This is a genomic window from Mycolicibacterium sp. HS_4_1 (assembly GCF_054515875.1).
The window spans coordinates 3,587,873-3,602,472 of record NZ_CM137261.1; the positions used below are offsets into that span (position 1 = coordinate 3,587,873).

Below are 14,600 nucleotides of genomic sequence, written 5' to 3' on the forward strand. Positions count from 1 at the left end.
CCCCTACTGAGTGGCACCCCGCGGCGCACTCTGAACTCTCATCATCGCACGTCACCGAGCCCGGATTGACGACTTCCGCGGTTCGCCGGGCGGGTTGGAACTCACGCGGCGTCCGGGTCCTGGGCAATGCCGTCGGCAGCTTTGCGGAGCAGGGTCAGTGCCGTGCGGGCCCACTTCTCGGTGGCCCCGGCCAGCCCGCACGCGGGCGTCAGGCCGACGCGCTCGCGCAGCACCGTCCGCGGAAACCCCAGCCGGTCGGTGATGCTCGCGGCTGTGGCGGCGACCTTCTCAACCGGGACCGGGCGCTCGGGTGCCACGCCCGGCAGCACTCCCAGGATGATGGTCCGGCCCGCCTCGACCCACTCGCCGATGCCGTCCAGATCAGCCGCGGTCAGTTGGGCGGCGTCGACAGAGATGGCGCTGAAACTGGTGCGCGCCAAGGTTGTCCACGGCACATCGGCCGCACACACGTGAATGGCGGCCGGTCCCCCGACGGTCGCGAGGCACTCGTCGAGCAGACTCGCGGCCTTGAGCGCGTCAACCGGCGCCACCGGCGACATCCGAGTCACCCCGGCGAGCCGCCCGGCCAAGGCAGCGGGCAGTGCCGGTTCGTCGAACTGCACCACCACCTCGGCCTCGCAGCGCCGCGCGACCTCGGCGCGATGGCGCGCCACGCCCTCTGCGAGCGAAGCGGCCAGGTCTCGCAGCGCGCCCGCATCGGTGATGGCCCGGTGGCCACCGGATAACTCGAGTTCGGCAGCCAGCGTCAGCGGACCGGGGACCTGTACCTTGATGGTCCGCCCGGCCCCGCGCAACCCGGCCTTCTCCCACGCTTCTTCGAGTGCGTCGACGTCCTCGTCGAGCAGGCCCGTGGCGCGGCGGACGACGGCACTGCGGCCGGGCGCGATGCGGTAACCGCGGGGCACGGTGTCGATGCCGATGTCGACCAGCAGCGCACCGGCGCGGCCGATGGTGTCGGCGCCGATACCGCGAGCCGGAAGCTCCACCAGATGTGGCAGCGCGGGTAGCTCACCGACCACGACGGCCGCCGCTTCCCGGGCGACCGTCCCCGGCCACGAGCCGATACCGGTTGCCTGGGCGAAAACAGTCACGCGGCCAACATTATTCGATGGGTTCCTCGGCCTGGTCCTCCACATGGCTCCGCAGCCGGTCCAGCGCCCGGTCCCACCGCTTCGACAACCAGTTCGTCCAGGTGCTTGCGTACCAGTTTCGTCTGGGCCTCCCAGCCGCCGCTGTTGGCTTCGAATGCCGCGGCGCGGCGGTCGGCCGGAATGTTGTCGAACCCGGATTCGACGATCCGCAGCAGCACACCGCCGGCGGTTTCGGTCAGCGTGAACTCGACCAGCGTGGTCGGTTCGTCGTCACAGCCGGCATTGGAGATGGCGCGCCACACCCGGTCCAGCGGCGCGCGCAGCGTGACTTCTTTTTCGGTGCGGTCGGCACTCATAAGCAACCTCCTGGTTGCCTATTCGGCTAGGACGGGACGCTCGGACACGCAACCATTCAGTTGCCTTTGAATGAGATCAGCGTGCGATGGTGGCGCTGCCGATGACCTCGTCACCGTCGGGGTCACGGCGGTACAGCACCATGGTCTGACCTGGGGCGACACCACGCAGCGGCGTCCGCAGCTGCACATCGAGCACCCCGTCCCGGAACTCGGCGACCGCGTCGGCCAACCCGCCGTGCGCCCGCACCTGGATCAGGCATTCGATGGGCCCGACCGGCTCCACACCCGAGGTGAACACCGGACGCTCGCCGGTCAACGAGTGAATCTCGAGATCCTCCACGCCGCCGACGTGCACTGTCCCGGTCTCCGCATCGATGCCGGTGACGTAGCGCGGCAGGCCGTCCGGCCCCGGGCCGGCGATACCGAGGCCCTTGCGCTGCCCGATGGTGAACCCATGCACGCCGTCGTGCTCCGCGAGCTTCGTGCCGCCGGCATCGACGACGGCGCCGGGACGGATGCCGATGCGGGCACCCAGGAAGGCGCGGGTGTCACCGGACGGGATGAAGCAGATGTCGTGACTGTCCGGCTTCTCGGCCACCGCCAGCCCACGCTCGGCGGCTTCCTGCCGGATCTGCGGCTTGGGGGTGTCGCCGATCGGGAACAGCGCGTGGCTCAGCTGTTCGGCCGTCAGGACACCGAGCACGTACGACTGGTCCTTGTCCGCATCGACGGCACGACGGAGCCGACCATCCTCCAGTCGCGCGTAGTGCCCGGTTGCCACGGCGTCGAAACCGAGCGCCAATGCGCGGGCCGACAGCGCCGAGAACTTGATCTTCTCGTTGCAGCGCACGCAGGGATTCGGCGTCTCACCGCGAGCGTACGACTCGACGAATTCGTCGATGACGTCTTCCTTGAAGCGGTCCGCGAAATCCCAGACGTAGAAAGGGATTTCCAGGATGTCCGCGACCCGGCGGGCGTCCCCGGCGTCCTCCTTGGAGCAGCACCCGCGCGACCCGGTGCGCAGGGTGCCGGGCGCGGTGGACAGTGCCAGGTGCACGCCCACGACGTCATGGCCGGCGTCGACCATGCGCGCCGCGGCCACCGAGGAGTCCACTCCCCCGCTCATCGCTACCAGAACCCGCATGACTACCTTCCCAACCCGGCACTGGCCAGCGCAGCCTGACGAGCCCGCTCGACCGCGGCCGGCAGCACAGCCAGCACGGCGTCGATGTCGGCATCAGAACTGGTGTGCCCCAACGAAAATCGGAGTGATCCGCGGGCACTGGCCGGAGCGGCGCCCATCGCGATCAAGACGTGTGACGGCTGCGCGACGCCGGCCGTGCAGGCCGAACCCGTCGAGCACTCGATGCCCTTGGCATCCAGCAGCATCAGCAGGGCATCGCCCTCGCAGCCGCGAAAAGTGAAGTGCGCGTTGCCCGCCAGCCGGTCGTCGCCGGTGCCGCCGTTGAGCACCACATCCTCGATACCGGACAGCACGCCGTCGACCAGGCGGTCACGCAAGGCGCCGATCCGGGTCCGGTGCCCGTCCAGGCCCTCGACCGCGACCCGCGCGGCGGCGGCCATGGCCACCACGCCCGCGACATCCGGTGTGCCTGAACGCACGTCACGCTCCTGCCCACCGCCGTGCAACAGCGGCACGCACGCGACATCCCGGCGCAGCAACAGCGCGCCGACCCCGGTGGGTCCGCCGAACTTGTGTGCCGCCACGCTCATGGCCGACAGCCCGCTCGCGGCGAAATCGACCGGCACGGCCCCGATCGCCTGGATCGCGTCGCTGTGCATCGGGACGTCGAATTCTGCTGTGATGGCCGCCAATTCGGCGATCGGCTGAATGGTGCCGACCTCGTTGTTGGCCCACATCACACTGACCAGCGCGATGTCGTCGTGGGTTTCGAGGATGTCGCGCAACGCCGCGGGCGACACGGCACCGGCGGAATCGACCGGCAGCCAAGTCACCTCCGCACCCTCGTGCTCCACCAGCCATTCGACGGCGTCGAGCACCGCGTGGTGCTCGATGGGTGACGTGACGATCCGGCGGCGGCCGTCGCAGCCGTCCCGGCGCGCCCAGAAGATGCCCTTGACGGCCAGGTTGTCGCTCTCGGTGCCGCCGGCGGTGAAGATCACCTCGGAGGGCCGGGCGCCGAGCTGCTGGGCCAGGGACTCGCGGGCCTCCTCCATCCGGCGCCGCGCGGCCCGCCCCGACGTGTGCAGCGAAGACGCGTTACCGCCGGCCGCCAGGACCGCCGTCATCGCCTCGATGGCAACGGGGTGCATCGGGGTGGTGGCGGCGTGGTCCAGATATGCGGGGCTCATGGCCTGTCCAGGATACCGGCCAGGCCAAACCGGTCAGGCGGCCAGCACGTGCCCGTGAACAGCGGCGACGGGCAGCGGACCGACCTGGTGCACCGCGGCCTGGCAGCGGCCGGCCAGATCGCGGCGGTCGGTACCCGGCAACTGCAGCGACTGCACCTGGATGTGGCACACCGTCAGCTTGGCGGTGATGACGCGCTTGATGGACGTCAGCAGCGAATCGTCACCGATGAATGCCGGGATGGTCGACTGGGCGCCGTCCCGGTGCCGATACGTCAGTCGCAGCGGCTGGACGGGACGGCCGGCGTCCACCGCGGCCTGGAACATGGCCGGCGCGAAGGTGCCGTGGCCCAGACCGCACCACGTGGTGCCCTCCGGGAACGCGACAACCGTCTGACCAGCGGTGAGCCGGTCCGCGACGGTGCGGACCACGTCGGGCAGCCGGCGCAGGCTGTTGCGGTCGATCGGGATGACCTTCATCAGGCGGGCCAGGAAGCCCAGGGCAGGCCACTCGATGAGGTCGGCACGCGCCACGAACGACCCGGGCATGACCGCGCCGATCACGAAGATGTCGACCCACGAGACGTGGCCGGCGACCACCAGCACGCCGCTCAGGTTGCGGATCGGGCCGCCGGAGACACTGATCCGCACGCCCAGGCCGCGCAGCACCAGCCGGCAGTACATCCGCTGGATGCGCGACCGGCCGGGCAACGGCACCGCCAGCAGCGGCAGGGTGGGCAGCAGCAGCATCGTCATGATCAGCCGCGCGGTGGTGCGCAGGGCGACGACGAACGGGCGGCTGACGTGCACGGCGTCCACCCGGATGCAGCTGGCGTCGCACGATGCCTTAGGCAGCCAGGGGTGCTCCTGCACGGTCATGGGCGTGGTCACTGCCCGGCCTTGTCGGCCGCCGTGGCGGCCGAACGCAGCCGGGTCAGGTAGCGCACGTCGGCCTCGCGCTTGTCCAGCAGGGCCGGGAAGTCGCCGACGCCGAAGTCCGGGTCGTAGGCGGGGTCGCCGCACACCTTGGCGCCCAGGCGCAGGTAGCCGCGCATCAGCGGCGGGACGGTCACTCGGGCCGGCGGCTCGATGTCGTCGAGCAACTTGCCGTCGATGATCACGGGACGGTACGGGCGCACCTTGTACTCCGAGGCGTGCCGCTTGTTGACGAAGTCACGGACGCCGCGAATCTGGGTGGCCGGCGGCTCGTCGGGGCTGCCCTGGATGGGCACCGACACGCAGCCGGTGACGTAGTCGTAGCCGCTGTGGTCCAGGTAGGCCAAAATGCCGCCCCACATGAGCAGTACGACGGCGCCGTTGCGGTGATCGGCGCGCACCACGGCGCGACCCATCTCCACCAGCGAAGGGCGCAGGCTGTCGAGGGCGCTGACGTCGAATTCCGTTGCGGTGTACAGCCCGCCCGCGGCGATGGCGCCGGGCGGCGGCAGCATGCGGTAGCAGCCGACGTACTCGCCGGTGTTGTCGTCGCGGACCAGGAGGTGGTCGCAGAACTCGTCGAATCGGTCGGCGTCCCGGCCACTTTCGAAACCGGGGCTGTCGTCGGTGAGGGTGTAACCCGGCTCCGAGGTGAACACGTGGTGACGAAGCCGTTGCGCGGCCTCGATGTGTTCCCGGTCGGCCGACAGCAGCAGCGTGTAGCGCGGTGTGTCAGTCGATGAACTGGTGTCGTCAGGGGCGATGAGTACAGAACTAGTGCTCATGTTGTGCACGGTGACGGAGCCGTTCAGCGCGGCGGCATCGATCACGTAACGCGTTGATGACCGATTGCGAAACATCACGGTCCGTTACATTCGGCACATGATGCCGCGATGAGAAGCCGCGCCGCGATTGTCCGTGAGGTGGGCGGGGACTGGTCCGTCGAGGAATTCGAGCTCGATCCGCCGCGCGCCGGTGAAGTTTTGCTGCAGGTGGCAGCGGCCGGGCTGTGCCACTCCGACGACCACATCCGTTCCGGGCAGCTGGCCGCGCCGAATGGCGCTGCGGTGCCGAGTATGCCGCCCACCATCGGTGGTCATGAAGGTTCGGCGGTGGTGCTCGAGGTCGGTCCGGGCGTCACCCGGTTCTCCCCTGGCGACCATGTGGTGACGTCGTTCCTGGCGGTGTGCGGGAAATGCCGTTGGTGCACAAGCGGTATGGAGTACCTGTGCGATGTCGGCGCCGGCACGCTGATACCAGGCATGCCGACCGACGGCACCTTCCGCCACCGCAGCCTCGCCGGTGAGGAGTTGCGGCACACCTCGAAGATCGGTGCGTTCGCGGAACACACTGTGGTGGCGGCGGATTCACTGGTGAAGATCGATCCGTCGTTGCCACTGGTGCCCAGTGCGCTGTTGTCGTGCGCGGTGCCCACCGGGTACGGGTCGACCGTGCGGCGGGCCGGGGTGCGCGCCGGCGACACCGTGGTCGTCATCGGCGCCGGGGGCATCGGCACCGCCGCTCTTCAGGGCGCGCACCTCGGCGGCGCGGCGCGGGTGGTCGCCGTCGATCCGGTGGCCTTCAAACGGGATAGCGCGCTGACGTTCGGCGCGACCCACACCGCGGCGACGGTCACCGAAGCCGTCGCGCTCGTGCGGGAGCTGACGCGCGGCGTGATGGCCGACGCGGTGGTGGTGTCGCCGTCGATGATCGGTGACGGCGACGTCGCCGATGCGCTGTCCCTGACCCGCAAGGGTGGCACGTGCGTGCTGACGGGAATGGCGGCGCCGTCAGCCGGGGCCGTACAGCTCGATCTGCAGGACCTGATCCTGATGAACAAGAACCTGTGCGGGACGCTGTTCGGGTCGTGCAATCCGACCAGTGAAATACCGGCGCTGGCACAGCTCTACCGGGAGGGCCGGCTCAAGCTCGACGAGATGATCACCCGACGCTACCGGCTCGACGACATCAACATGGCTTTCGACGATCTGCTGGACGGCCGGGTGATTCGCGCCGTCTTGGATTTCACTTAGTCCAGCGCCGCGTTGAGCCTGTAACCAAGGTGGTGGTTACTTGCACAAATACGCCATAGGTCCAGGGTCAACGCGCTCACACCGCCACCCGAACGTTGAGCCTGTAACCGGGGCGGTGGTTACTCGCACAATTACGCCACAGATACAGGCTCAAAGCGCTCCGGCACCACCGCGGGCAATCAGCTTGGTCTCCAGGTACTCCTCGAAGCCGGCCACGCCCATCTCCCGACCGATTCCCGACTGCTTGTAGCCGCCGAACGGCGCGTCCGGTGAGTACCAGACGCCGCCGTTGACGTTGATGGTGCCGGTCCGCAGGCGCGACGCCACCCAGTCGACGCGGTCCCGATCGGAGCCGACCACCGCACCCGACAGGCCGTACGGAGAGTCGTTGGCGATGCGCACGGCGTCCGCGTCGCCGTCGTGCGCGATGACGGTGAGCACCGGACCGAAGATCTCCTCACGCGCCACCCGGGCGTCGTTGGTGAGTCCGGCGATGACGGTCGGTTCGACATAGAAACCGGCATCCCGGTCCGCTGGGCGGCCGCCACCGCACGCGAACCGTCCGCCCTCCTCGAGCGCCAGCCGCAGGTAGCCCTCGACCCGGTCGCGCTGCCGCGCTGAGATCAGCGGGCCGCACAACGTCGCCGGATCGGTGGGATCGCCGAAACCGATGCCGGACATGGCCGACGCCGCAGCCGCGACCGCTTCGCCGTACCGAGCCCGCGGCACCAGCAGCCGGGTCGTGAAGGCGCAGCCCTGCCCGGCGTGCATCGCCACCCCGGCAGCAGCGGCGGCGCAGGCCGCGGGCAGATCGGCGTCGTCCAGCACGAGGTAGGCGGACTTGCCGCCGAGTTCCAGGAACACCTTCTTGATGGTCTGCGATGCCGCTGCCATGACGGCCCGGCCGGTGGCCGTCGATCCGGTGAACGACACGAGGTCCACTCGCGGGTCCTCGGTCAGCTGGGCGCCGATCCGGTGATCATCGGAGGTGACGACGTTGACGACGCCGGCGGGAAAGTCGGTGCGCTCGTGGATGATCCGGCCCACCTCGGCCGCACACCAGGGGGTGTCCGGCGCGGCCTTGAGCACGACGGTGTTGCCGGCGGCCAGCGCTGGGCCGAGTTTGGCGAAATTGATCTGATGCGGAAAGTTCCACGGTGTCACCGCGCCGACGACACCGCAGGGCTCGCGAACCACCGTGCGTCGCGTCGGTCTACCGAACGGAGCCGCCGCTCCGAGATCGGTTGTCCATTTGTATTTTTCGGCGATGTCAGCCACATAGCCCAGACCGTCGACCGGTAGCTGCAGGTGGCCGCCGTAGGTCAGCGAGACCGGGGCCCCGACCTCGGCGACGGTGATGGCCCGCAGATGCTCGATCTCGTCGCTCAGCGCGTCGCGCAGCTGCCGCAGGCAGTGCACCCGCAGCGCGGTGTCGCGCGACCAGTCGGTGTCGTCGAATGCGGTGCGGGCCGCGGCGATGGCGCGGTCCATGTCGCCGGTGTCCGCGTCGGCTGCGTGTCCCAGCGCCTCCTCGGTGGCCGGATTGATGGTGGCGAACTCGCCACCGCCACCCGGCACCAGCTGACCGTCGATCAGCAGTGCGGTCCTCACGTGATCATAAGCCCCTCAAGAGTTTCCGCGTCCCGCCAGGCGGCGAGGATGTCGGCGTACTCGGTGGGGCTGCCGAAGAAGAAACTGTCCTGGTTCAGCCGGTTGCTGGGCTGTCCTTCGCGGTTGTAGTAGCCGGGCGTGCAAGCTTCCCGCCGGCCGGAGATCACCACCGAGCGCGCCACCACGGTGTCCACCCAGGCCGCCTCGGCGTCGGCGGACGCCTCGACCGCCGCGATGTCGTGCTTGAGGGCCCACGCGATCACCCACGCGGTGTGCCTCGACTGGACGTCGATCAGGTATGGGAAGTTCACCGTGAAGCCCGACTGCGCGATGCTCGCGATGAAGCAGTTCGGAAATCCGTTGACGTGCAGTCCATGCAGGGTCCGCACCCCGTCGGACCACGTGTCGGTCAGCGTCCTTCCGTCACGGCCGATCACCTCGAAGCCGGCGCGCCGCGTGTAGTCGGTGCCGACCTCGAAGCCGGTGGCGAAAATCAGGCAGTCCAACGGGTATTCCGTGCCATCCACCACGACCCCGGTGGCGCTGATCTGCTCGACGCCCCGGCCCCTGGTATCGACCAGGGTGACGTTGTCGCGGTTGAACGTCTGCAGGTATTCGTCGTGGAAGCACGGGCGCTTGCAGTAGTAGCCGTACCAGGGCTTGAGTCCCTCGGCGGTGGCCGGATCGGTCACCAGCGCGTCGATCCGCGCCCGGATCTCTTCCATCTTCGCGAAGTCCGCCAGTTCGGCCGTCGACGCCCGCGGATCGGTTCCCTCTTTGGCGATCGGCATGGCCTTGGCCAGGCTGGTCCAGGCGTCGGCCACCAGGTCCTCGTCGGCCTGGCCACCCGCGGTGAGAATCTGGAAGTTCTCGATGCGGCGTTGCTGCCACCCGGGTTCCAGCGCCGCGGCCCAGGCCGGATCGGTCGGCGCGTTGGCCCGCACGTCGACCGTCGACGGCGTGCGCTGGAACACGAACAGCTCCCCGACCGCCGGCGCCAGGCGCGGCACACACTGGATGGACGTCGCGCCCGTACCGATGATGCCGACGCGCTTGTCAGCCAGGTTCTCCAAACCTGCGCCGGTATAGCCGTAGTCCCACCGGCTGGTGTGAAAGGCGTGGCCTTCGAATTCGGTGATGCCCTCGATCCCGGGCAGTTTGGGCTTCTGCAGGTAACCATTGGCCATCGAGACGAACCGGGCCCGGATGGCGTCGCCGTGGTTGGTCGCGATCACCCAGCGGGAATCGGCCGAGTCCCAACGGATTTCCTGAACCTCGGTCCGCAGACAGGCGTTGCGGTACAGGTCGTAATGCTCGGCAATGGCCCGGCAGTGCGCAAAAATCTCAGGACCCTTGGCGTACTTCTCGGTCGGGATGTAACCCAGCTCTTCCAGCAGCGGCATGTATACGTACGACTCGACGTCGCAGGCGATGCCGGGGTACCGGTTCCAGTACCAGGTGCCGCCCACGTCGGCCGCCTTGTCGATCAGCCGGATGTCCGCCACACCCAGTTCGCGCAGCCGAGCGCCCGTGAGCAGCCCGCCGAAACCGGCCCCGATGATCGCGACGTCGACGTCGTCGGTCAGCGGCTGCCGGGTGAAACCCTGCTCCGTCCAAGGGTCTTCGCCGAAGGACGCGAACCGGCCGGCAATCTCGACATACTGGCCGATGCCATCGCACCGCAGCCGCCGCGCGCGTTCCGCGGCATACCGCTGCCGGAGTACGTCCGGGTCAAACGTCGCGCTGTCGCCGCGTTGCGTCATCGATGCATACTGGAACACGTTTCAGTTTCTGGCAAGGGTTCATGCGCTCTCGCGGTGCGCCAGCGCAACGCGAAGCTGCTGCCGCCCGCGGGAAACTCTGGACATCACCGTGCCCATCGGCACGCCCATGAGCCCGGCGGTCTCGGCGTAGGTGTACCCCTGGACCTCCACGTAGAACATGGCCGTCCGGGCTCCTTCGGACAGTTCCGCGAACGCGGCCTCGACATCGCCGTCCGCCATGAGGTCGAGCACCTCGACCTCCGCCGAACCGTGGGTGGTCGGCTGTTCATGGCCGCAATCGATGATCACCTCAAGGGAAACCTCCGGCGGGCGCGCGGCCCGGTGGCGATGCCTGCTTACCCAGCGATTGTGCAAGATGCGGAACAGCCAGGCGTTCAGATTGGTGCCCTGCTGAAATGACCCGAAGCCCTGATACGCGTGTAACAGGGTGTCCTGCAGCAGATCTTCGGCATCGGCTTCGCAGCGTGTCAGCCGGCGAGCACCACGGCCCAGCGCGTCGAGCAGCGGCGCGGTATCCGCGGCAAACCGGGCCGCGAGGTCAGCGTCCGGCACCGGCGCTGCCGTCACGATCAACACTCCCCTCGTCTACGGCAGCACAGGGCGCGCCGCCGAACTCAGCCTTGCCGGGAAGCGCCTGCAGCGAACCATTGGAAGTACGTGGTCGCTACCTGAATCCGTGGTGTGCGGAGCGATGGATGACTTCGCGCGCCGGTGCGCGTTCAACCCCGCACAGGGTCAAATCCATGACGCTGCCGAATGATGCGCTAGAAGGAGACAACGTGAGTTTGGACAGCATTTCCCATCTCGATCGGACGGGACTCAGCGAGTTGGTTCCGTCGCGCTACGCGGTGCCGGTCGGCGACATTGACGTACTGGTGATCAGTGACGGTGTCCTGCCGATCACGGCGTCGACACTGGGCACAAATGTCCCGCCGGCCGAACTGACGGGATGGTTGGACGACAACTTTCTGCCGCCCGAGATCGTGGACTGGCCGCTGAACATCGTGGTGGTCCGTAGCGGAGACCGCACGATCCTGGTGGACGCCGGACTGGGGCTGGAATTTCCGGACTTCCCGCGGGCCGGACAGACCATCCAGCGACTCGAGGCCGCCGGTGTCGATCTCGCGTCGGTGACCGACGTCGTGTTGACCCACATGCACATGGACCACGTCGGGGGGCTGATCACCGAAGGGGTGAAGGAGCGGTTCCGGCCGGACCTGCGCGTGCACGCGGCCACCGCAGAGGCCGAGTTCTGGGCGGCACCCGACTTCTCCCGCACCGTCATGCCCGGACCGATTCCGGACGTGCTGCGCCGGTGCGCCACGCAGTTCCTGAACGACTACAGCGGCCAACTCCGGACTTTCGAGAAGGACTACGAGGTGGCGCCGGGTGTACTCGTCGCGCGCACCGGCGGTCACACTCCCGGGCACAGCGTGGTTCGCCTGGAGTCGCGCGGCGAGAAGCTCACCTTCGCCGGCGATGCCGTGTTCGCCCCGGGCTTCGATAATCCGCAGTGGCAGAACGGCTTCGAGCACGACCCCGAAGAGGCGGCCCGGGTGCGGGTCCGACTGCTGCGGGAAATCGCGGCCTCCGGGGAGGCCTTGGTCGCCACGCACCTACCGTTCCCGTCGGTGTGCCACGTGGCGGCCGTCGGTGATGCCTTCCGGTGTGTGCCGGCGGTCTGGGACTACTGATCCGCGCAACGAGAACGGCCCCCGGACTGCTTGTCCGGGGGCCGTTTCCGGCGATCAGGCCGCCGCGCCGCCGCCGTCCGCGTGCAGAGTCGACCCGGTGATGAAACTAGACCGCGGGGACGCCAGGAACAGCACCGCCTGCGCGATCTCGGCCGGCTGCGCAGTACGGCCCAGCGGCAACCCGCGGCCGAGTTCGTCGTTCGTCTCACCCCACTCGGCGGCCACCCCCGGCGTCGCGGTAGGTCCGGGAGCAACACTGTTGACCCGGACCCCCTGCGGCCCGAATTCGGTTGCCCAGGTCCGCGTCAGCGATTCCAGGGCCGCCTTCGACGCGCTGTAGCTGGATGCCCCGGGCACGCCTTTGAACGCGACCATCGAGGTGACGTTGACGATGCTCCCCCGTCCGCGCCGGAGCATGCCCGGCACCAGTGCCGCGACCAGGAAGTAGGCGCCGCGCACGTTGGTGTCGAAGGTCGACTCGAACGTCGCCACGTCCTGCTTCACCGTGAGCGCACCCGGAAAGCTGGCGGCGTTGTTGACCACGATGTCGACATCGCCACATTGCCGGGCAAGGGCTTCCACCGATTCGAGGTCGGCCAGGTCCGCGGCGATGAACCGCGCCCCGAGTTCGGCAGCCGCAGCGGCGCCGCGGTCGGCAGACCGTCCGGTGACGATCACCGAGGCGCCCGCGGCCGCCAGCAGGCGAGCCGTCTCGAACCCGATGCCCGCGGTCCCGCCGGTCACCAGTGCGGTCAGCCCGGTCAGTTCGGTCACTGTGTCGCCAGCCAATCCACCAACCTGAGATCGGAGATGATCGCGTCGCCGCTGGTGACGAGGCCGGCGTCACCGACCTTGGTGCCGAAGTAGACCGCCGCCGGGTCGACCACGATCGGCAGGCTTTCGCCGCGATGGGCCAGCGCCAGCTTGGCCAGGCCGGCGAAGGTCAGCTTGTCCGGTCCGCCGATGTTGACGATCCCGTCGATCGGTGCGGCCTGCGCGACCCGCGCCACCTCGGCGGCCACGTCGGCTCCCGCGATCGGCTGGATAAGTCCGTCGGGCACCCGGACTTCACCGTCCATGGTCAGTGATGCGGTGATGGCTTCGGCGAACTCGTGGAACTGGGTGGCCCGCACGATGGTGTACGGCAGCCCCGATTCGGTGATGATGCGTTCCTGCGCGACCTTGGCGCGCATGTACCCGCTGTCGGGTAGGCCGTCGCACCCCACGATAGACAGCGCCACGTAGTGGCCGACACCGGCCGCCTTCGCGGCGGCCGTGAGGTTGGTCGCCGACTTGGTGAAGAAGTCCAGCACCGGGCCGTCGGAAAAGTCCGGTGAGTTGACGACGTCGACCAGCACGTCGGAGCCCGTCAGCGCTTCGGTCAGTCCCGCGCCGGTCAGCACATCAGCCCCTGAGTCCCTGGACGCCGCCACGGTTTCGTGGCCGGCCGCTTTGAGCAGCGCGACGACCTTCGAACCGATCTGGCCGCTGGCGCCCATCACAGTGATCTTCATCAGACACACCCTTTCGAGTTGTTTGGTTGTGCACCTTCCACATTGGCAGGCACAAAGAGCGAGCGAACCCCGGAAAACCCGTAGTCTGCGTCGCTGTCGTCAGTCGAGGAACACCACGTTCTCGCTGATCGGATTTCGCGGAGTGTCAAGGTGGTTCGCCGGAAAAGCCGGGTCGGCATAGCCGATCGAGATTCCACACAGGGCCGCGAGTTCCTCGGGAATGTCGAGCTGCTCACGCAACACCTCCGGATAGAAACTGATCGACACCTGTACACAACTCCCGAGCCCCTGTTCGGTCAATGCCAGCATCAACGTCTGCAGGAACATCCCGACGCCCATCGCGTCCACGGCGCCGAAATCGCGGTGCATGCACACCACCCCGGCGACGAATAGCACCGCAGAACGGCGCGCGGCGCTGGGCAGCCCAGCGCCCCTCCGCGTCGTTGCGCTCGATGCCCATCGCTCCGTACACCAGGGCGCCGCTCTCGCGGCGCAGATGCGCGAACCGGGGCGGCAGGCCTGCCGAGCCGACCGCGGGCGGTGCCGCATCGACGGCAGCGAGCAGCGCATCGACCAACTGCGCGCGCCGCTCACCGGTGACGAAGTAGACGTGCCACGGCTGGGTGTTGGAGTTCGACGGCGCCCGGATCGCCAGTTCGAGCGCCTCGTCGAGCAGCTCCCGTGGAACGGGCTTGTCCGGCAAGAACATCCGCGACGACCGTCGTGACCGGACGATGTCGCCGAACCCGGTCGTCATCGAACTCGCCGGTCCTTGCGGGCCTCGAGTTCGTCGTCCTCGACAACGACCAGCATCGGTACGCCGGGCGTACAGATCATCGTGACGAGGAAGCGAAGCGGCACATCGGTCCGGTTGTTGGCATCCGAGTAGTGGATGATGTCGCCGCCGGGCTCCCAGAACGCCTCCCCGGCCTTGATCACCCGCGGCGCTTCGCCTTCCAGCTCGAAGAGCATCTCGCCCTCCAACACATAGCCGAACGACGGTCCACCCGGGTGTCGGTGCGGCGGAGCTCCCGCACTTCCAGCGGGCCATTCGATGATCGATGTCATCACGTGGGCATCGGCGGGAATGAACGGCGGCGTGACGGTCTGGATGGTCGTGATGGCCTTCATCAGGTCGGCACTATCGAACATTGTTGCTCCTCAGTTGATTTCGGTTCTGACCGATTGGCATGTCAACGGCTGCTCAGGACTCCCAGACGGCCGGCACA

13 protein-coding genes and 2 pseudogenes are annotated in these 14,600 nt (G+C 68.3%); 2 read left to right on the forward strand and 13 right to left on the reverse strand.

Annotated elements, in window-relative coordinates; genetic code table 11:
* Positions 1–101: 101 nt before the first annotated feature.
* The 6 genes and pseudogenes from ACX12F_RS17180 to ACX12F_RS17205 all read right to left on the reverse strand — a co-directional run bounded on the left by ACX12F_RS17180 (position 102) and on the right by ACX12F_RS17205 (position 5,520).
* The gene (locus ACX12F_RS17180) at positions 102–1,112 is read right to left on the reverse strand and encodes a methionine synthase (RefSeq protein ID WP_459365729.1); all 1,011 of its coding nucleotides are present in this window, start codon (positions 1,110–1,112) and stop codon (positions 102–104) included.
* Between the two features lie 98 nt (positions 1,113–1,210).
* A pseudogene (locus ACX12F_RS17185) lies at positions 1,211–1,468 on the reverse strand (SRPBCC family protein); the annotation flags it as partial.
* A gap of 76 nt (positions 1,469–1,544) precedes the next feature.
* Positions 1,545–2,612, reverse strand: a complete 1,068-nt coding sequence (gene mnmA, locus ACX12F_RS17190) for a tRNA 2-thiouridine(34) synthase MnmA (RefSeq protein WP_133760398.1) — start codon at positions 2,610–2,612, stop codon at positions 1,545–1,547.
* Positions 2,613–2,614: 2 nt separating this feature from the next.
* The gene (locus ACX12F_RS17195; RefSeq protein WP_459365730.1) at positions 2,615–3,802 is read right to left on the reverse strand and encodes a cysteine desulfurase family protein; all 1,188 of its coding nucleotides are present in this window, start codon (positions 3,800–3,802) and stop codon (positions 2,615–2,617) included.
* Positions 3,803–3,835: 33 nt separating this feature from the next.
* Complete coding sequence (locus ACX12F_RS17200) at positions 3,836–4,678, reverse strand: lysophospholipid acyltransferase family protein (RefSeq protein ID WP_459370395.1); 843 nt, start codon at positions 4,676–4,678, stop codon at positions 3,836–3,838.
* A gap of 8 nt (positions 4,679–4,686) precedes the next feature.
* A complete protein-coding gene (locus ACX12F_RS17205; protein ID WP_459365731.1) occupies positions 4,687–5,520 on the reverse strand; it encodes a GNAT family N-acetyltransferase in 834 nt (277 codons plus the stop codon).
* A gap of 108 nt (positions 5,521–5,628) precedes the next feature.
* On the opposite strand from ACX12F_RS17205, the gene ACX12F_RS17210 reads away from it, so the two are divergent.
* Positions 5,629–6,768 carry an NDMA-dependent alcohol dehydrogenase gene (locus ACX12F_RS17210; protein WP_459365732.1) on the forward strand — a complete coding sequence of 380 codons (1,140 nt, stop codon included), beginning with the start codon at positions 5,629–5,631 and terminating at the stop codon, positions 6,766–6,768.
* 150 nt (positions 6,769–6,918) lie between these two features.
* On the opposite strand, the gene ACX12F_RS17215 is transcribed toward ACX12F_RS17210, so the two are convergent.
* Genes ACX12F_RS17215 through ACX12F_RS17225 form a run of 3 tightly spaced genes read right to left on the reverse strand, consistent with a single transcriptional unit; the run spans position 6,919 to position 10,730 of the window.
* Entirely contained in the window at positions 6,919–8,379 is a 1,461-nt protein-coding gene (locus ACX12F_RS17215) for an aldehyde dehydrogenase (RefSeq protein WP_459365733.1), read from the reverse strand.
* Positions 8,376–10,142 carry a flavin-containing monooxygenase gene (locus tag ACX12F_RS17220; protein WP_459365734.1) on the reverse strand — a complete coding sequence of 589 codons (1,767 nt, stop codon included), beginning with the start codon at positions 10,140–10,142 and terminating at the stop codon, positions 8,376–8,378. Before ACX12F_RS17220 ends, ACX12F_RS17215 begins: the two co-directional genes overlap by 4 nt.
* A 39-nt stretch (positions 10,143–10,181) precedes the next feature.
* Entirely contained in the window at positions 10,182–10,730 is a 549-nt protein-coding gene (locus ACX12F_RS17225) for a sigma-70 family RNA polymerase sigma factor (protein ID WP_459365735.1), read from the reverse strand.
* A gap of 212 nt (positions 10,731–10,942) precedes the next feature.
* Between ACX12F_RS17225 and ACX12F_RS17230 the strand changes: the two genes are divergently transcribed.
* Positions 10,943–11,857, forward strand: coding sequence for an MBL fold metallo-hydrolase (locus ACX12F_RS17230; protein WP_459365736.1), 915 nt, complete (start codon positions 10,943–10,945; stop codon positions 11,855–11,857).
* A gap of 54 nt (positions 11,858–11,911) precedes the next feature.
* Here ACX12F_RS17230 and ACX12F_RS17235 read toward each other — a convergent pair whose 3' ends face one another.
* The 4 genes and pseudogenes from ACX12F_RS17235 to ACX12F_RS17250 all read right to left on the reverse strand — a co-directional run bounded on the left by ACX12F_RS17235 (position 11,912) and on the right by ACX12F_RS17250 (position 14,523).
* Positions 11,912–12,631: an SDR family NAD(P)-dependent oxidoreductase gene (locus ACX12F_RS17235; RefSeq protein ID WP_459365737.1), complete on the reverse strand. Its 720-nt coding sequence runs from the start codon at positions 12,629–12,631 to the stop codon at positions 11,912–11,914.
* Positions 12,628–13,371, reverse strand: coding sequence for an SDR family oxidoreductase (locus ACX12F_RS17240; RefSeq protein ID WP_459365738.1), 744 nt, complete (start codon positions 13,369–13,371; stop codon positions 12,628–12,630). Before ACX12F_RS17240 ends, ACX12F_RS17235 begins: the two co-directional genes overlap by 4 nt.
* A 99-nt stretch (positions 13,372–13,470) precedes the next feature.
* Positions 13,471–14,203: pseudogene (locus ACX12F_RS17245) on the reverse strand (nitroreductase).
* Complete coding sequence (locus tag ACX12F_RS17250; protein WP_459365739.1) at positions 14,125–14,523, reverse strand: cupin domain-containing protein; 399 nt, start codon at positions 14,521–14,523, stop codon at positions 14,125–14,127. The pseudogene ACX12F_RS17245 and the gene ACX12F_RS17250 overlap by 79 nt, the downstream one beginning before the upstream one ends.
* Positions 14,524–14,600: the final 77 nt, after the last annotated feature.